A 15,949-nucleotide genomic window follows, 5' to 3' on the forward strand; every position below is an offset into this window, starting at 1 on the left:
TAACACGTTCCGTGTACATAGTAAGCACACTTTTTGTGTTTACAGTTAGACACAAAGTGTGTATGTTTATTTTCAGGAGGTATACATGAATAAAATTTCTGAACATAGAAATAAGGCAAATTATAGCCAAGCTGCATTTTCTAAGTTGATTGGTGTTACTACGTCAACTATTGGAAATTATGAGCAAGAAATTCGTACACCGCCATTACTTACGTGTTGGAAAATTATCAATGCATTTAGACGTATAGGTATTGAATGCTCTTTTGAAGATATTTTTCCTAATTCATTAACGAGTGAATTTAAAGAATAGCAGTGATTCTTGATAGCTGGTGAACCATAACACTCTGTATAAATAACCAGTACTAAGGACAAACCATGATAACCAGTTTAAAAGGCGTTATGCGTAACGCCATCGAAGGGTGGCGATGCGAAGTAAGCAAAGAGTTTATTGCTCAGAAAGTCGCAAGCGCGTATTTCAAGATGGGCTTACCGCAAGAAGTCGATGCACAGCGTAAAGAGCTGCTGAAAGTTCCTGGTGCGGATGACAAGAACAACACTCAAAACTTCTTTCGCTATAACGAACGAAGCAGTGTTGAAGCCAAAGCAACCATTATGGATTTATTGCCAGCCATTATCAGCGTGATGCCAGTGGATAGGGCGTGTACTGCATTAAACCAATTTTTTAATCCACTTGGGTTCTCTGTTGCTGCCATTGGAGCAAATCAAACTCAAGTCAGCCGAGATCAACTCTTGGCACAATTTAGTAAAGAATCGGGTGAGGCACTTCGTTCTGTACTTCTGTTAAGCGAAAACGCAAGCATTGACCAGCTTCGCGCTGCTTTCAAAGAAGTTCAAGAAAGCGAGGGCGCTCATGAGCCAATTTTAAATTATCTAGAAACTTTAATTTCTAATAAGAAATAAGGACTTTGTGCAATGAGTCTTTCATATCAAAACTACTACGGCCAGATGTTATGGATCGCTAACAATGGGCACTGCCGCTTTGTTGTTTCTCGTAGCAAAGCATTCGATATTTTTGAAGCAAGCAAGGCGAGGGCGGCAAAATGAAAAATCAACTGATTGATTTGAATAATCACTTATTCGCTCAAATAGAACGGTTATCTGATGAAAGTCTTTCTGATAAAGAGATACAGAAAGAAATTCAGCGCTCCAAAGCGGTGGCCACGGTATCAAAACAAATTGTCGATAATGCAAGGCTTGCGCTCGATGCTCAACGGTTTAGAACAGAGTATGCAGGCAGAACAGAATTACCAGAAATGATTGGAGGTAAATCTCATGCCTAAAGGACAAAGCCATTCATACAATGATGAAGAGAAAGCCTTTTTAAAAAACAACTGTGTATTGCCTAGAAAGGAACTCGCAGACTTGTTTAATCAAAAGTTTGGTGCACAAGTAAATATTTCTGCCATTTCCTCTTTTTGTAAGCGTCATGGTTGGCTGACAGGCCGTGATGGCAAGCTTAAAAAAGGCAACCAACCTTGGAATACGGGCACTAAAGGAGTGTGTAAACCGAATTCAGGCAGTTTTCAAAAAGGAGTAAAACCTACCAATCAAAAACCATTGGGGCATGAGCGAATTTGTTCTAAGGATGGGTTTGTTCTGATTAAAGTTGCAGAGAATAATCCATACACTGACGCTGAAACACGGTATCGATATAAACATCATGTGGTGTGGGAGCAACATAATGGTGCGATCCCGGTTAAGCATGTGATCAGATTTTTCGATGGTGATCCGTTAAATTCTGCCATTGAAAACCTTTGCTGCGTGACTAAATTCGTCAACATGAGAATGAATCAAAATCGAGTGAATGATCTCCCTATAGAGCTAAGACCAACCGCCAAAGTGATAGCAGAGCTCGAAGTGATGTTATTTGAAAAAGTGAGGGCTAATCAATGAGTATGATCTTAATGGCAAAGGCCATGAGCATTAAAGTGGGTAATCCTACTCGTAAGCTCGTTTTACTTAAATTGGCCGATAACGCGAACGACAGCGGTAAGTGCTGGCCATCGTATGATCACATTGCTGAGATGTGTGAAATCGACCGTCGAACAGCCATGCGTCACATCAAAGCATTATCTGAATCTGGCTTAGTCACTCTGACTTATCGTAAGGGTGAAAAGGGCAATTCTAGCAACATTTATCACCTTCATTTAGATGGTGACAAATTGTCACCCCCTAGTGACACACAATCACCAAGGGTAGTGTCAGAGGATCACCAACCTAGTGATCCTGTGTCACCCAGAACCAGTCATAGAACCAGTCAATTAGAACCAGTAAAAAATATAAAAAAATCTTTGGTCGAAAATTCTGAAATTCCTGAAGAGTTAAATCTGGTTGCATGGCAGCAATGGCTTGAGTATCGAGAAACTATCAAGAAGAAATACAAAACTCAGCGTGGTGAGCTCAGTGGCATCACCAAGCTGCTTGAATTATCTCGCAACGATAAAAAACTACAGCAACGGATTGTCGATCAATCCATCGATAACGAATGGCAAGGGTTGTTTGAACTCAAGACGAACACAGCAAGTCGCATGAACGAGATTGCGGAATATTCACCAGATCTTGATGCGTCGCAGTTTGCCGCTCCCAAAGGTTACTAAGGAATTATCATGAATTTAATGGCTAGATTACAACAAATCATTCCAGCGCATATTGTTCCCCACACACCAGAACGCATGGCACAAATTGCGAAGGAGTGCGAGCAGAGCGCATCAGACAAAGCGCGTGACAGCTACCGAACAAGCCAAGTGCAATCCATCTTTGGTCGCAGCGGTATCAAAAAACGTCACCTAAATTGTAGCTTTGAAAATTACATCACTGAGAGCCAAGGCCAACGCCAAGCGTACAACCAAGCCAAGAACTGGCTAGTAAATTACCGCAAGGGCGCAACAAGCAGTTTTGTTTTTTCTGGTACACCAGGCACAGGTAAAAATCATTTGGCGTGTGCCATTGCGAACCGGTTAATGGCACGTAAAACCTCAGTGCTTGTGATCACCGTAGCGGATTTGATGCTTAAAATTCGTGACAAGTACAAACCAAACTCAACCACGACTGAAGCACAGTTCATGAAGTACCTCGGCAATCTGGATGTATTAATTCTTGATGAAGTAGGGCTGCAACGCATGAGCGACCATGAAAAACTGATGATGAATATGATCATCGATGCACGTTACACCAACGAGAAACCAACGGGCATTCTTACCAATCTGCAAACTGAAAACTTAACTGAGATGTTAGGGCCACGAGTGATGGAACGTTTGCTAGAAAATAACGGTGAGTGGGTAACGTTCTCATGGCCGAGCTTCAGAAAGAACAAGAAATTACAGGCGGTGTCATGAAAGGGATTTTTTACGACGCAGGTGGCCAAGCCGTCAACATGGAACCATTAGCATTAAGCGCTGATTGGGACCAAGCGATTGCAGAAGCCGCTAAACATATCAAAGGTGAGGTGATCACCATCGCAAACCGTTTTGCTCTTGTTGGTACTGGTAAAACAAGAGTGCTTATTGTGGATGAGAGTAACAAATGAATATTGAACGTGTAATCGCAAAGTTTGATTTAAAAGGGATTAACTACGAGCCATCAAAAGGCGGCAAAGCGTTAATGACATTAGAAGAGTATCTCGCCACAGTAGGGATAGCATGGAAGCAATCACCAGTAGGGTTCTTGGTGTTGTTTGTAGAATGTTTGAATGATGCGCAATCAGCAAAGCAGCTGTTCAAAGCAACGATGATTGAAGCAAATGAGATCATGAAAACATGGCGCGGAACCTATCCAGACAAAGCACTCAATGCGCTGTGCATCACTGCGATAGCAGAGGCAACTCAACCATTAGGCCAAATCTGCCCAGAATGTAATGGCTCAGGAAAGGTTAAGGCAAAGAACCGCGTTACACGTAAATGCCCATGTTGCGATGATGGTCGTATTCAGTGGACTCAAGAAACCCGTTTTGCATACTTTTGTTTAACTTTGAGGATTACGTATTCACGCTTTCGCCGCTACATGCCAGTTATCAAAGCCTTGGTTGATTGGCTTTCAGATAAGAGGAATGCAGCGGCGTTGTCTGTGCTTTAATTAAAATGTAATATAATCTTAAACACACCATTATATTCAATTGAAAATTATGATAATTTACGGGAAGTCTAAATCATATAATTTATGTTAATCGAATGAATGAGAAAACCTTCAAAATACTGTTTACTTTATGTAAAAGTCAACCATGGCTTTCTGAACGATATGATGAATTGGTGAAATTATTATTTACAGACTGCGAGACTGAGGACGAACGAACGTTAATTTTAGAGCTCTTAGAAAGGTTTGAGCACGTATCCGCAGAGCGATATAGTGAATTAACGAATGAGCTTGTAGAAACGATAGTAACAGAACCTGATTTATCCTCTGCGTCAACTCAAATAGTAGCAATGACTGGTGACAGTAATAGTGATAGTGCTCAATTTGTTTTATATGGTTTAAAACCATTATTAGAAAAGCACAACTGGAGAGAACATTTAGCTATTACAAATTTTCAAAAGGCATATTCATCTTATAAAAAACATGGACATGCACATAAAAATATTATTTTAATAGATGAGTTTGTTGGTAGTGGACAAACAGTTATAGGAAGAGTTAGAACGCTTAAGAAAACATTTGATGATGCAGGCTTCACTGATGTTACTATCAGAGTAAGAACTTTAGTATCGTCTACAGTCGGTGCAGAATTAATAAAAGAATCCGGCATTGATTTTAGTAGTCAAATTATTTTAGATAAAGGCATTTCGGATTTTTATTCTGATGATACGTTACAAAACAAATTAACGTTAATGAACAGGCTGGAGTCTATACTTTCAGTAACATATAATGATAGACCGTTACCGAATTTTGGCTATGGTCAAACAGAGTGTTTATACGCTAGGGATAATGGGAATACACCGAATAGTGTATTTCCTATATTTTGGTGGCCTTTTTTATTAACTGAAATAAGAAGAGATACTATTTTGATAAGAGCTATGGGGGATGCTTGATGAAAATGTTAGAAAATGAAATTGCAATTTTAAGTATTTTAATGAAATCAGCTAATGGATTAGATGCTTTTACGCTCTTTCGTCGAGCAAAAATATCGTTTACTGCATTCACTCCAATTATCAAAAATTTAACAGAAAAAGTGCTGATAATAGAAGAGAAAAGTGACTTTTTCAAAATTACAGAGGAAGGGAAGAGTCAAATACTTTCACAAAAAAAAACAAGGAATGAAAAACCTTGGCGGCAGGTTCCAGAACGTTTTCTTGGAAAGAAATTATTAGTAAATGAGCTGTATATCCCTAGTGTTAGTTTATTAGATAAAAAAACTTTTAATAATACAAATAATGAGTTAGAGTGACGTTAGCTTGCAGAAGCTAGTATGTAGGAGTGTAGTCGCTCTCAGGTTAAGGTAGATGTTAACCACAACTTACAATTTTCAAAAGAGCGCGAAAATTGTAAGTTGCCGTGAATAGCTTCGCTATTCATTCGGGCATTAAAGCTCAAATATCACGCAAGCGCAATATTCAAGCTTTAATGATAATGTGCAAAGTATAGAAGGTAGCTTCTGCAAGCTAATCCCACCATTATGAATAGTAAAAAGACAGAACAAGTAGTAAATGAATGGAAATTCTATTTTCTTGATAGAGGGATATCTGATCATTTAATTCCCCAATATTTATCATATGTTGAAAAATTAACAAACCAACAATTGCCTATAATATTTGAAGTTGAACATTTATCAGTCCTTATTGGTATTGAATATGGTGAATTAAACAAAATGGTTCACGATTCTTCTAAATTTTATCGAGAATTCGAGATACCTAAGCGAAGCGGTGGGAAAAGATGTATATCTGCACCTTATCCATCATTATTGATGTGTCAGGATTGGATTTATAATAATATACTTAAAAGCAGAAATTTACATTTTTGTGCTCATGCGTATAGAACAAAGAAGTCAATAGTTACTAATGCAAAAAAACACTTAGGTAAAAATGCATTATTAAAGATGGATATGCAGGATTTTTTCCCATCGATACCTATAAATTGGATAGTGAATTTTTTTTCAGGTTTAGGTTATTCTGATAATGTGGCATATTCGTTAGCATCTCTTTGTTGTTTAAATGATGGATTACCTCAAGGTGCATCTACAAGTCCAGCTCTTAGTAATATTTTACTTGTAAGTCTTGATAGCCGATTATATAAATTGTCAAAATCATATAACATATCATATACGCGATATGCGGATGATATGGCTTTTTCTGGTGATTATGTTCCTCATAAAATTATAGAGGTAATCACTGATATAATTTATGATTTTGGTTTTAAAGTTAATGAAAAAAAGACAAAGTTAATTATTGGCGATAAACAAAAAATAGTTACTGGGATATCAGTTCAAGGCGAGTTTTTAACACTACCTAGGAAAACAAGACGCTTAATTAAGCAAGAAATACATTATATTAATACATTTGGTTTGGTTTCTCATATTGGAAAAATGAAAATTAGAAAACCTAATTATTTATTATCGCTAGAGGGAAAACTACTTTTTTGGCGACAAATAGAACCAAATAACGAATATGTTTTGAATAATTTAGAGAAAATATCCTCTATAAAGTGGGGGTTGTAATTACTAGCCTTATGAATATGCATTGATTTATGCTTAATAATAAAGCATAATTACCACATTGAAGAACCTCGCCCATCCGGCGGGGTTTTTTTATACCTGCAATTTATGACGTTTACTGGCACCTTTCGAGGTGCTTTTTTTATGGGTGAAATATGCAAGAAAAGATAAGTTCTTTATCCGCGTATGTCTCTGGTTGGGCTTTTGTTTTGTTTGGTGCGTTCTCATTGCAAGATTGGATGAGCATCGTTGGTGGTGTGTGCGTGGTGTCTACCGTGTTCATTAACCGCCATTATAAAAAGAAAACGCTCGAAGAAATTCGCAAACGTCCCATCAGCGAGAAACTATATGAAAAGATTAGCGACTAAAGCCATTTGTTCAGTGGGTGTCATACTGGGCATTGTCTTTGGCATTGACTCCAATTTGGCTACCAGCGAACAAGGTTTATCGCATATCGCAAATTTGGAGGGGTGCCGAACACAGGCCTACCAATGCAGTGCCAATGTATGGACTGTTGGGGTAGGCCACACCAAATCAGTAAAACCCGATACTGAACTTTCAAACCAAGATATTGCGACCCATTTTGTAAACGACATTTCCTCTGCAGAAACCATTGTTAATAACAGCCTCACTGTGGATGTCACCCAAGCACAATACGATGTGATGGTGAGCTTTGTGTTTAACCTCGGTGCTGGCAACTTCCAACGCTCAACACTGCTTAAAAAATTCAATCAAAACGACATCACCGGCGCGTGCAATGAGTTACTTCGTTGGGTGTATGTCGATGGTAAAGATTGTCGAGTAAAAGAAAGCAATTGCGCTGGCATCGTCAAGCGTCGTCACATTGAACAACAAGCGTGTTTAAACGGGTGGTGAGATGGCATTTTCAATCAAGAACGTGGCGTTGTACTTGTCCCTTGGATTATTACTCGCTTGTGGGCTTTCTATTGCTTACTTATTTGATGTTGTTGAGAGCCAAGCCATTCACAACGGCAAACTAAAAACTGAGCTACTAGATACAGCAACCAAGAACCTGTCTTTGGCCTTAACCATTAGCAACTTAAACCAAGAAATCAAACAAGCTCAAGTGGCAGCTGATGCATTGGCGCTTGAGCAATCCAAACAAAAACAACAAACCATTCAAACGATAACCGTGATTAAAGAGGTGATTAAGCATGAAACTTGTCGTGATGTGCCTATCCCTAACGCTGATAAGTGGCTGTACTACCAAACAGGTGGTGACTGAATATCAAGATCGTTTGATTGTTCCACCATCCGCTTACCTTGTTCAATGCCAAATTCCATTTACATCACCACCCAAAACTTACGGTGAAGCGGTATTACGTGATCCAGTGTGGTTAGAAGCATGGCGCTTGTGTGCTAATCAAATTCAGCATTTACGCCGTTTTTATGGATACGGTGAGGACTCGATTCAGTGAGGCTTTATGAATAATGAAAAACGTCTGTGGAATCTCTCTGAGCTTGAAGGGTTTAATTATCACCGCTCAACCATTCGCAAGAAACTAAAACAAGCCGGTATCGAGCCCATCGCCAACAAAGGCAATACGCCACTGTATGACATCATTCAAGTGGCTCCGTATTTATGCAAAGCCCCAATGAAAGAAACCGATGCACCAGATCTAATGGGGTTCAAAACCGCCGCTGAGCTTCGTGCGTTTGTTCAAGCTGAGCGTGAAAAGCTAAACCTACAACAAGACGCTCATTTATTGGTACCAACAAATGAAATGGAAAGCCAACTCGGATTGGTGATTGCCTCGATGAAGACGTTCGCGGTAAACGCCATTACTCGAATTGAAACGGCCATTCCTAACGCACAGCCTGAAGAGTTGGAGCTGTTGGAAGATTTGTTTAATAAAGACTTAAAGCAGGTGTGTGATGAAGTTTCCTCCGTACCATCCTAAATTGGGTGTCGTGTTTGCTGATGCAGAAGCAATAAGAAAGTCCCTGGCGTATCTTTGTTTACCCGCAGATAAAACCCCCGTTGAAGCAGCAGATCATGGTTTGTGGGTGTCAGATGGCATAGATATTACCAAGTTCATGTCTTCTCAAGCACCTTATATGCGTGAGCCGATGAACTGTTTACATCGCCGTATTTATGAGGCGGTGATTGTGGTTGGTCCGGCACGTTCAGGCAAAACAAAAGCCATGATTGAAGGGTGGATTAATTATGCAGTAACTCAAGCGCCTGGTGACATGCTGCTCATCTACAGCACAAAAACCAAAGCCAATGATATGAGTAAGGTTGATTTGGCGCGTTGCTTTGCCGCCACTCAAGAGATTGCCAAGTTACGAACAGGACGAAAAGCCGACGATAACATTACTAGTAAGCGCTTTAAAAATGGCATGAACTTAAAGTTAGATTCAGCAACTGAAACCAGTTTATCCGCCGCAACGTATCGTTATGCCGGTTGTACCGATTATGATCGTGGCGACGATGCTGTGGGTGAAGAAGGCTCGAAGTTTCAGCTCATGTTAATGCGAGTTCAGAATGCTAAGAGTTCAGGTATGGCGATGGCCGAAAGCTCGCCTGGTCGTGTGGTTCGAATGCCAAAACGTATCGAGGATTTAAAACCGCATGAGGCGCAACCGTGTGGCGGCATTGCTGAGTTGTATAACCAAGGGGATAGACGCCGTTTTTATTGGTGTTGTCCTGATTGTGAAGCGTATTTTTTACCTCATTTTGAAGTATTAAAATGGGAGCCATTAGACGATTACCAAGAAGCCGCAAAAACAGCGTATGTTGAATGCCCTCGATGCAGTCATATGATCACTGAAAACAAAAAACGGGCATTAAATCTTGATGGACGATGGTTTCGTGAAGGAGAAGTGGATCAGTTTGGGGAAGTGGTTACGGATGAAAGCGAAATACGCAAATCAAAATGGGCTACGTTTTGGTTTGAAGGTATTATTGCAGCGTATGCGAGCTGGGATAAGTTGGTGTATCGTTTTTTAAATGCAGAGGAATTATATAATAACTCTGGTGATGAAGAGTCACTGAAAAGTTTTATGAACGTTAATATTGGGCGCTCTTACATCATGCAAGGTCGTGGCTCTGAGATTGGCGCTCATGAGTTGATGGAACGTGCCAGCAGTTATCCAAGAGGGGTTATTCCTCATGGTGGGCGTTTCTTAATAATGTCTATCGATGTTCAAGGAGGTAAATCAAACCCTCGCTTCATTGTTCAGGCGCAAGTGTTTGGTGAAGGGCTGCAACGTTGGATCATTGATCGCTTTGAAATTGTCATGAACCCACACCGAAATGATGATCGCATTAACCCTGCTATCTATGCTGAAGATTGGGATTTACTGATTGACCAAGTAATAGCAAAAACTTATCCCTTGGCGGATGAGTCAGGGCGCAGCATGAAGCCTGTTTTAACCTTGTGTGATTCTGGCGGCTCGGGGGCTGAGAAAGATGGTAAAGCCACCAGTGTGACGGAATTGTCCTATCAGTTCTTTAAGCGCTTAAAACACAAACGTCTTGAGCACTTATTTCGATTAGTTAAAGGCTCAAGCCACAACCAAAAAGACTTGGTCAAAGAAAGCTTCCCTGATGAGCGAAGTCAACATGCTCACGGTGAAATTCCTTTATTGCTGCTCAATACCAACCGATTAAAAAACCGTGTCTCATCTAGCTATGAGCGTGAAGAGTTTGGTGCGCGTTTCTTTCATCTTCCAGCTTGGGCTGAGCGCTCATGGTTTGATGAGCTAACCGCCGAATTTATTAATGAAAAAGGGCTGTGGGAGTGTCCACCCAAGGTGAGAAATGAATCCTTTGATTTATGTAACTACGCGGAAGCCGGAATGCATTACAAAGGTGGTGACAGTATCCATTGGGATAATCCACCGGCGTGGGCAGCCGAATGGCAATTTAACAGCAATGTGTGTGATTCAATCGAGCAGCATGAGTTTGTTCGTAAACCTAAACGTCGTTACAAACACTCAAAAGGAATTTACGGATGATAACAGCACCTACAACCCAAGAGCGTTTGTCGTGGTATTACGACGCTGAGCGCAAGATATTAAAAGGCCAAGCGGTTGAAACGGCGGATGGGGAGAAGTTAACCCGAGCCAATCTAGCCCACGTTCGTGCTGAAATCTTGCGTCTGGAAGGGCAATTGAATCGTTCTCGGCAAGGTGGTCGTCGCTCCATGATACGGAGAAATTATCTTGAGTAATTTAATCGATAAAATGGTGGGGTATTTTCACCCCAAATCTGGACTTCAACGGCAATACGACAGAAAGCTTCTCAACAAATACAACGCCTCACTTCCTAGTAATCCTCATACCAAACGACCTAATAAGAAATCATCCGGCTCTGCCAATAGCGTCAATCGTGGCGCAAAGGCAGTACGTGAGCGTGTTCGCCACATGGATGAAAACAATCCGTTAGTCACGGGTATTTTGGATGAGCTCTGCTCTAACGTGATTGGTCCTAATGGGATCATGATTGAACCACAACCACTCGATATGAAAGGAGAAGTCCACACCGAGTTTGCTCAGGTCATCAGTAAATGGTTAGAGCTATTTTCTCTGAATCAAAACATCGATGCTGAGCATTCTCGAAGTGAAACCGAGTGGTTAGCGTGTCGTACTTGGTTGCGTGATGGTGAAGTGTTTGGCCGTTTATACATGGGCAAGCATGCGGATCTGTTATATCCAACCAATACGCCGTTTGCCATTCAGCCGTTTGAGCCTGATTTTATTCCTCATCGAATTAATGAGCCTGAAAATGGCGTGTTAGAGGGGATTAAGCGCAACAAGTTAGGCCAAGCCATCAGCTATCTGATTCAGCAAGACGCGCATGGGTTTGAGTTTGTCGAAATCGATGCGGTCTTTATGGTGCACTTGAAGTTCTCACGGCGGTTACATCAAAACCGTGGCATTTCATTGCTTCATTCGATTGTGGATCTGATTGATGACATTGACGACTACGACCAATCCGAACGAGTCAGCGCACAAATTGCCAGCCGTTTTACTTACTTTATTAAACGTGATGCGGCCAGTGATGAATCACTAGAGCGTGATGGTGACATGTTCCTTGGCATGGGTAACAGCTTTGAGCTTTCACCCGGTGAAGATGCCGGCATGGTGGAGAGTAACCGCAAGGAAGCGATGAGTTCGCCATTTCGTGATGCTCAACTTCGTTTGGCAAGCTCTGGTGCGGGAGTAAATAACTCAAGCGTAACTCGAGATTACAGCAACGGCAGTTACTCATCACAACGACAAGAGCTGGTCGATAGCTATTCACGTTATCGAGTACTTCAACGCAAGTTCATTCTTAATTGGACCCGTCCTCAATACCGTCATGCGCTCAATATGGCAATCCTTTCTGGTGAAGTGAAAGTGCCAAAAGGCGTGGATAAGGATTCGGTTTTTAATGCGATTTATCAAGCACCGGTGATGCCATGGATTGATCCTGCAAGAGAGATGGCAGGGGTTGAAAAAGGCACTCGCTTATCGCTGTTCTCATTAAGTCAGGCACAACGTGAGCGAAACATCAGCCCACTGGCAACACGCCTTGAAGTGCAATCGGAGCGTAAGCAGCTCAATGATATGAACATCGTCAGTACATCCGATCCTGCTCATAGCTTGGTTTCATCTAACTCAAACAAAGAGGTTAATAATGCCAAAAGCAAGCAACGCTAAATCGTGGTTTACATTAAAGAACCAAGGTGATGCAGAGCCAGTGAAAGTCTGGATACACGGCGACATTGGGAGCTATGACATTGAGGCGATTGATTTAATTCGAGCGCTTCAGTCGGTTGGTACTCAAGACGTCGTTTTTCATGTGAAAAGCTTTGGGGGCTCAGTCTATGAAGGCTTAGCCATGTTTAACGCCATTAAGGCACATAAAGGAAAAACCACAGGGGTTGTGGATGGACTCGCAGCGTCCATTGCGACGTATTTCTTGATGGCATGTGATCACATTCAGATGCCAGAAAACGCGAGTTTTATGATCCACGATCCATCGATTGGGGCATGGGGAGGAGAGAAAGAACTTGAAAGCGCACTCACTCAGATTAAGAACGCCAAACAAACCATTGCGGATGCGTATGTTGAAAAGACAGGCCAATCAAATGAAGACGTATTGGCGGCAATGGCAAAAGAATCGTGGTTTACCGCAGACGAAGCGCTCGCGTTTGGCTTGGTGGACGAAGTCGTTGACCCCGTTAATTTAACCAACTGTTTTGAAGGCATTCCAAAAGACGCATTAAGCGCGTTTAAACATACGCCTGATGCACTGTTAAATGCCATTTCAGTGGAGCCAAAACCAAAAGCCGAGCCGTTATCCAATTTAATACCACCCTCTACCCAAGAGCCAAAACAGGTAAGTACTATGCCAAAATCAAATGATGCGCTGCAAAACGCAGTAAAGAAAGAAAACCAACGCCAAGCGGCCATTCGTGGGCTGTGCGCTCAACATAAAGTGAAAGATGAATTACTCAATGCGATGCTTGATGATATGGATTGCGATGAAGCCAATGCCGCGGCTCAAATCCTTGCGGCCATTGGTAATCAAAGCGCGACAGGCAAAGAAACCCCAACGCCTTCAAACGTCACACCAACACACATTCATGCTGGCAACGGCAACCACATCAAAGCGGAATTACAAAACGCCTTAAACGCCCGTTTAGGCACTGAAACGGTTGAGAAGGACAATTCATTCTCAAGTGATTCACTGCTTAACATGGCCAAGGCGTCACTAGGCAATGAAGGTAAAGGGCTGAGTAAGCAAGACTTGGTGGCACGAGCGTTTAATACCAGTGATTTCTCTGAGATTTTAACCGAAGGGGTTCGAACGGTTATCCGTGATGAAGTGAATGTAAAAGCGCCGTTGTGGCGTCAGTTTGCAAGCACTGAGCGTTTACCGAACTTTAAAGAAACCGAACTTATCACCATCAATGATGCACCCGATCTAATGGGTATTCAGGAAGATGGCGAATACAAACAAGCCCTAATCAAAGGAACGGGGGAGAAAATTCAATTGGCGACCTTTGGTCGTGAGTTTCGTATTACTCGCCAAGCCATCATCAATGATGAAATTTCCTTGCTGAGTAAAATTCCACGTAAGTTTTTCCAATCAGGCCGTCGTTTATCTGACAAGTTGATCTTCAATGCCATCCTTGCTGGAAAGATGAGTGATGGAAATTCGATTTTCTATGGTGATAACAATAAAACGGGTATTACTGCCGGTGATTATCAAGCGCTGATTCTTGCGATGCATAAAGCCCTGGCAACAACGGAAACCAGCGGTGGTGATGTTTTAGATTTAGAAAGCCAATTCATTCTGGCAAGTCATGATCATGCACCAATGATTGAAGCGGTATTGGCAACCGCCAGTAAGCCTGATGCCTTTAACCCTGCGTTCAATAAGTTCAAAGAAGTGATCAGCACCGGTCGCATGAAAGACGTGAATGGGGCGATTGGCTTAACCAGTAAAGACTTTGAAGCCGTCGTGATGGGCTTCTTGGATGGTCAAGAAGAGCCCTGGTTAGAAACGGGTGATGGCTTTACCTCTGATGGTGCCAAGATGCGTATCACTTATGACATTGTGGCGAAAGTGACAGATCGCCGTGGGTTATGTAAGGGCACATTTGCAACAAAATAAGTTGTTGGATTTTTAATTCATAGGAGCTTTTAGCTCCTTTTTTTATAGGTAATGATTATGCATTTATGTGATGGACACAAACTCAGTATTGCGGCACCTGCCGGTGGTTTTACTAAAGATGAGCCGTGTTTGGTCGGCGCTTTACTTGTTGTTCCAAGCTTTAGCGCTGAAGAAGGTGTCGTGGTGAGCTGCATGACTCGCGGTTTATTCGATGGTCCGATTAAAGCCGGTGATAACCCGTTGTTTAATTGCTCGCCCGCGTATTTTGATGGGGTTGAGTTTACAAAAACAGTGCCAAATGAAGTGGATGCCGTCATTCAACCGATTGGGGTGTTCGTTGATGGCGGTGTGCTGTTAACGGGTGGGTTAATCACTGAGATTAAAACGGCGTAATAAGGGGCGGTAATGTCTGATTTTGATGAAAACAGAGCGGATGCTTATGAAGCCATTTTGGATGCAATGGGCGATGAGAAAACGGTGATCTCTCCTAACGGAGAAACCTCAGTCATTACCGCTTATGTTAAGGCTCGCCAAAAAGAAGGGCTGCAGCGTCTAGCCATGATCACTGATAGCCAAATAGTGGAACAATCCACTGTCGAGCACAAAGGAAAAACCTATCGAGTGAGTTTTCAAAGCGGCTGCAATGGGATGTTTGACTATGCGTTGATGATGGAAAGTGCATCAAAACGTCGAGATTGGGCTGAATAATATGCTGAGTGTAGAAACGGCTTGGCTCAAGGAGTTGGCCTATCTTCCTGAGCACATTGAACAAGCGGCCATGAAGGCGGCGCGACGAACCAACCAGTGGCTTGCGGTGAAAACCAGAGCGGAGATGAAAACCGAATTAAAACTGAAAACACTCAATGGACGTTTGAAACCGTTTAATCGAGTTAAGAACCACAATTACACTGGCAAGCTTTGGATTGGTACCAATGATTTGGCGGCTCATCGTTTTGGTGAGCCTATTCAATTAGGGGGTTCAGTGGTTCGAGTGGGTAATAAAGAATATGACAATGCTTTTGTTCGCTATATCGGGAAGGGTCATACACCCGTGGTATTCGAGCGGTATGCGCCACATTCTGGCAGTGCAAAAGCAAGACGCCAGATACGAGCGGTTACCGAGCCCATCGATAAAGAAACGGCTGACCTCATTGCCACATTAACCCCTCAAGTGGATGCTCAATTTAGGAAGTTCTTTGATGAAGAGATCATATCAATTACTGCGAAATCCGTCTGATTATGTCAAGGCGGTGATTGATCATTTAGAAACGGCGTTAACCCTCAAGATCCCCAGTTCGTATAAACGGATGGCAAGCAGTCCTGAGACGGTTGAGATCACGTATCGATGTGGTCAATCCAAAATAATGAAAGAAGACACCAACGATGGCAGAGAAAAACACAGTATTGAGCTGATTTTTGCCATTACGGTAAACACCTCCAATGAGGACTTTGATTTAGAAGCCTTGGATGCATCATCTCGTATCGAGCGTGAATTTCAAAACAGTTATTTTGGGCTCGGTGAGTCGGTTGAATTGCCGGACTACATCGTTAATGAGCCTCAAATTATTGATGATGAGCATGGGTATCTCATTCGTGCAGTGACGGTGAGACAGTCGGTGTCCATTGGTGAGGTGGATGATTCTTGGTTGGAGTAAAAA

At 42.0% G+C, this 15,949-nt stretch carries 25 protein-coding genes; all 25 read left to right on the top strand.

The genetic code is table 11. From position 1 onward, the window contains the following. Positions 1-85: 85 nt before the first annotated feature. Positions 86-310 (top strand): helix-turn-helix transcriptional regulator, encoded by a 225-nt coding sequence (locus A6E04_RS04430; RefSeq protein WP_065610115.1) that lies wholly within the window; start codon positions 86-88, stop codon positions 308-310. 65 nt (positions 311-375) lie between these two features. Then, positions 376-921, top strand: coding sequence for a toxin YdaT family protein (locus A6E04_RS04435; protein WP_065610117.1), 546 nt, complete (start codon positions 376-378; stop codon positions 919-921). A 12-nt stretch (positions 922-933) separates the two neighbouring features. Next, positions 934-1,065 carry a hypothetical protein gene (locus tag A6E04_RS21540; protein ID WP_280513399.1) on the top strand — a complete coding sequence of 44 codons (132 nt, stop codon included), beginning with the start codon at positions 934-936 and terminating at the stop codon, positions 1,063-1,065. Beyond that, complete coding sequence (locus A6E04_RS04440) at positions 1,062-1,301, top strand: hypothetical protein (protein ID WP_065610118.1); 240 nt, start codon at positions 1,062-1,064, stop codon at positions 1,299-1,301. Before A6E04_RS21540 ends, A6E04_RS04440 begins: the two co-directional genes overlap by 4 nt. Continuing rightward, the gene (locus A6E04_RS04445; protein WP_065610120.1) at positions 1,294-1,914 is read left to right on the top strand and encodes an HNH endonuclease signature motif containing protein; all 621 of its coding nucleotides are present in this window, start codon (positions 1,294-1,296) and stop codon (positions 1,912-1,914) included. Before A6E04_RS04440 ends, A6E04_RS04445 begins: the two co-directional genes overlap by 8 nt. After that, positions 1,911-2,618: a helix-turn-helix domain-containing protein gene (locus tag A6E04_RS21465; RefSeq protein ID WP_083198900.1), complete on the top strand. Its 708-nt coding sequence runs from the start codon at positions 1,911-1,913 to the stop codon at positions 2,616-2,618. The genes A6E04_RS04445 and A6E04_RS21465 overlap by 4 nt, the downstream gene beginning before the upstream one ends. 9 nt (positions 2,619-2,627) lie before the next feature. Beyond that, positions 2,628-3,356: an ATP-binding protein gene (locus A6E04_RS04455; RefSeq protein ID WP_065610121.1), complete on the top strand. Its 729-nt coding sequence runs from the start codon at positions 2,628-2,630 to the stop codon at positions 3,354-3,356. Next, positions 3,353-3,547, top strand: coding sequence for a hypothetical protein (locus A6E04_RS04460; RefSeq protein WP_045102187.1), 195 nt, complete (start codon positions 3,353-3,355; stop codon positions 3,545-3,547). Before A6E04_RS04455 ends, A6E04_RS04460 begins: the two co-directional genes overlap by 4 nt. Next, complete coding sequence (locus A6E04_RS04465; RefSeq protein ID WP_065610123.1) at positions 3,544-4,092, top strand: hypothetical protein; 549 nt, start codon at positions 3,544-3,546, stop codon at positions 4,090-4,092. The genes A6E04_RS04460 and A6E04_RS04465 overlap by 4 nt, the downstream gene beginning before the upstream one ends. Before the next feature lie 95 nt (positions 4,093-4,187). Next, the gene (locus tag A6E04_RS04470) at positions 4,188-5,039 is read left to right on the top strand and encodes a phosphoribosyltransferase-like protein (RefSeq protein ID WP_065610125.1); all 852 of its coding nucleotides are present in this window, start codon (positions 4,188-4,190) and stop codon (positions 5,037-5,039) included. Next, positions 5,039-5,395: a hypothetical protein gene (locus tag A6E04_RS04475; RefSeq protein WP_065610127.1), complete on the top strand. Its 357-nt coding sequence runs from the start codon at positions 5,039-5,041 to the stop codon at positions 5,393-5,395. Before A6E04_RS04470 ends, A6E04_RS04475 begins: the two co-directional genes overlap by 1 nt. 228 nt (positions 5,396-5,623) lie before the next feature. Next, positions 5,624-6,661, top strand: coding sequence for a reverse transcriptase family protein (locus tag A6E04_RS04480; RefSeq protein WP_065610129.1), 1,038 nt, complete (start codon positions 5,624-5,626; stop codon positions 6,659-6,661). Between the two features lie 152 nt (positions 6,662-6,813). Continuing rightward, positions 6,814-7,026 (top strand): HP1 family phage holin, encoded by a 213-nt coding sequence (locus A6E04_RS04485; protein ID WP_065610132.1) that lies wholly within the window; start codon positions 6,814-6,816, stop codon positions 7,024-7,026. After that, positions 7,007-7,534 (top strand): lysozyme, encoded by a 528-nt coding sequence (locus tag A6E04_RS04490; protein WP_065610134.1) that lies wholly within the window; start codon positions 7,007-7,009, stop codon positions 7,532-7,534. Before A6E04_RS04485 ends, A6E04_RS04490 begins: the two co-directional genes overlap by 20 nt. 1 nt (position 7,535) lies before the next feature. Continuing rightward, positions 7,536-7,904, top strand: coding sequence for a hypothetical protein (locus A6E04_RS04495; protein WP_065610136.1), 369 nt, complete (start codon positions 7,536-7,538; stop codon positions 7,902-7,904). After that, on the top strand, positions 7,897-8,097 hold the full coding sequence (lysC, locus tag A6E04_RS04500; protein ID WP_244886243.1) for an Rz1-like lysis system protein LysC: 201 nt from the start codon (positions 7,897-7,899) through the stop codon (positions 8,095-8,097). The genes A6E04_RS04495 and lysC overlap by 8 nt, the downstream gene beginning before the upstream one ends. A gap of 6 nt (positions 8,098-8,103) precedes the next feature. After that, positions 8,104-8,580, top strand: a complete 477-nt coding sequence (locus tag A6E04_RS04505) for a DUF1441 family protein (protein WP_065610140.1) — start codon at positions 8,104-8,106, stop codon at positions 8,578-8,580. Beyond that, entirely contained in the window at positions 8,555-10,642 is a 2,088-nt protein-coding gene (locus A6E04_RS04510; RefSeq protein WP_065610142.1) for a terminase gpA endonuclease subunit, read from the top strand. The genes A6E04_RS04505 and A6E04_RS04510 overlap by 26 nt, the downstream gene beginning before the upstream one ends. Next, entirely contained in the window at positions 10,639-10,857 is a 219-nt protein-coding gene (locus A6E04_RS04515) for a hypothetical protein (RefSeq protein WP_023603417.1), read from the top strand. Before A6E04_RS04510 ends, A6E04_RS04515 begins: the two co-directional genes overlap by 4 nt. Beyond that, complete coding sequence (locus A6E04_RS04520; RefSeq protein ID WP_065610144.1) at positions 10,850-12,328, top strand: phage portal protein; 1,479 nt, start codon at positions 10,850-10,852, stop codon at positions 12,326-12,328. Before A6E04_RS04515 ends, A6E04_RS04520 begins: the two co-directional genes overlap by 8 nt. Beyond that, entirely contained in the window at positions 12,306-14,291 is a 1,986-nt protein-coding gene (locus A6E04_RS04525; protein ID WP_065610146.1) for a ClpP-like prohead protease/major capsid protein fusion protein, read from the top strand. Before A6E04_RS04520 ends, A6E04_RS04525 begins: the two co-directional genes overlap by 23 nt. Before the next feature lie 57 nt (positions 14,292-14,348). Further along, positions 14,349-14,684, top strand: a complete 336-nt coding sequence (locus A6E04_RS04530) for a DUF2190 family protein (protein ID WP_065610147.1) — start codon at positions 14,349-14,351, stop codon at positions 14,682-14,684. Positions 14,685-14,696: 12 nt separating this feature from the next. Further along, positions 14,697-14,999, top strand: a complete 303-nt coding sequence (locus A6E04_RS04535) for a hypothetical protein (RefSeq protein ID WP_065610149.1) — start codon at positions 14,697-14,699, stop codon at positions 14,997-14,999. Between the two features lies 1 nt (position 15,000). Further along, complete coding sequence (locus A6E04_RS04540) at positions 15,001-15,528, top strand: hypothetical protein (protein ID WP_065610151.1); 528 nt, start codon at positions 15,001-15,003, stop codon at positions 15,526-15,528. Beyond that, entirely contained in the window at positions 15,491-15,946 is a 456-nt protein-coding gene (locus A6E04_RS04545; RefSeq protein WP_083198902.1) for a hypothetical protein, read from the top strand. The genes A6E04_RS04540 and A6E04_RS04545 overlap by 38 nt, the downstream gene beginning before the upstream one ends. Positions 15,947-15,949 lie beyond the last annotated feature (3 nt).

It is taken from the genome of Aliivibrio logei, from assembly GCF_001691055.1.
GTDB lineage: Bacteria > Pseudomonadota > Gammaproteobacteria > Enterobacterales > Vibrionaceae > Aliivibrio > Aliivibrio salmonicida.

Excerpts from the sequence above, each read along its gene's own strand:
- A6E04_RS04485 (WP_065610132.1), top strand. The coding sequence starts at position 6,814 with ATGCAAGAAAAGATAAGTTCTTTATCCGCGTATGTCTCTGGTTGGGCT.
- A6E04_RS04535 (WP_065610149.1), top strand. The coding sequence starts at position 14,697 with ATGTCTGATTTTGATGAAAACAGAGCGGATGCTTATGAAGCCATTTTG.
- A6E04_RS04525 (WP_065610146.1), top strand. The coding sequence starts at position 12,306 with ATGCCAAAAGCAAGCAACGCTAAATCGTGGTTTACATTAAAGAACCAA.
- A6E04_RS04460 (WP_045102187.1), top strand. The coding sequence starts at position 3,353 with ATGAAAGGGATTTTTTACGACGCAGGTGGCCAAGCCGTCAACATGGAA.
- A6E04_RS04465 (WP_065610123.1), top strand. The coding sequence starts at position 3,544 with ATGAATATTGAACGTGTAATCGCAAAGTTTGATTTAAAAGGGATTAAC.
- A6E04_RS04490 (WP_065610134.1), top strand. The coding sequence starts at position 7,007 with ATGAAAAGATTAGCGACTAAAGCCATTTGTTCAGTGGGTGTCATACTG.
- A6E04_RS04540 (WP_065610151.1), top strand. The coding sequence starts at position 15,001 with ATGCTGAGTGTAGAAACGGCTTGGCTCAAGGAGTTGGCCTATCTTCCT.
- A6E04_RS04505 (WP_065610140.1), top strand. The coding sequence starts at position 8,104 with ATGAATAATGAAAAACGTCTGTGGAATCTCTCTGAGCTTGAAGGGTTT.
- A6E04_RS21465 (WP_083198900.1), top strand. The coding sequence starts at position 1,911 with ATGAGTATGATCTTAATGGCAAAGGCCATGAGCATTAAAGTGGGTAAT.
- A6E04_RS04470 (WP_065610125.1), top strand. The coding sequence starts at position 4,188 with ATGAATGAGAAAACCTTCAAAATACTGTTTACTTTATGTAAAAGTCAA.
- A6E04_RS04435 (WP_065610117.1), top strand. The coding sequence starts at position 376 with ATGATAACCAGTTTAAAAGGCGTTATGCGTAACGCCATCGAAGGGTGG.
- A6E04_RS21540 (WP_280513399.1), top strand. The coding sequence starts at position 934 with ATGAGTCTTTCATATCAAAACTACTACGGCCAGATGTTATGGATCGCT.
- A6E04_RS04430 (WP_065610115.1), top strand. The coding sequence starts at position 86 with ATGAATAAAATTTCTGAACATAGAAATAAGGCAAATTATAGCCAAGCT.
- A6E04_RS04530 (WP_065610147.1), top strand. The coding sequence starts at position 14,349 with ATGCATTTATGTGATGGACACAAACTCAGTATTGCGGCACCTGCCGGT.
- A6E04_RS04545 (WP_083198902.1), top strand. The coding sequence starts at position 15,491 with ATGAAGAGATCATATCAATTACTGCGAAATCCGTCTGATTATGTCAAG.
- A6E04_RS04455 (WP_065610121.1), top strand. The coding sequence starts at position 2,628 with ATGAATTTAATGGCTAGATTACAACAAATCATTCCAGCGCATATTGTT.
- A6E04_RS04515 (WP_023603417.1), top strand. The coding sequence starts at position 10,639 with ATGATAACAGCACCTACAACCCAAGAGCGTTTGTCGTGGTATTACGAC.
- A6E04_RS04445 (WP_065610120.1), top strand. The coding sequence starts at position 1,294 with ATGCCTAAAGGACAAAGCCATTCATACAATGATGAAGAGAAAGCCTTT.
- A6E04_RS04510 (WP_065610142.1), top strand. The coding sequence starts at position 8,555 with ATGAAGTTTCCTCCGTACCATCCTAAATTGGGTGTCGTGTTTGCTGAT.
- A6E04_RS04495 (WP_065610136.1), top strand. The coding sequence starts at position 7,536 with ATGGCATTTTCAATCAAGAACGTGGCGTTGTACTTGTCCCTTGGATTA.
- A6E04_RS04475 (WP_065610127.1), top strand. The coding sequence starts at position 5,039 with ATGAAAATGTTAGAAAATGAAATTGCAATTTTAAGTATTTTAATGAAA.
- A6E04_RS04480 (WP_065610129.1), top strand. The coding sequence starts at position 5,624 with ATGAATAGTAAAAAGACAGAACAAGTAGTAAATGAATGGAAATTCTAT.
- A6E04_RS04440 (WP_065610118.1), top strand. The coding sequence starts at position 1,062 with ATGAAAAATCAACTGATTGATTTGAATAATCACTTATTCGCTCAAATA.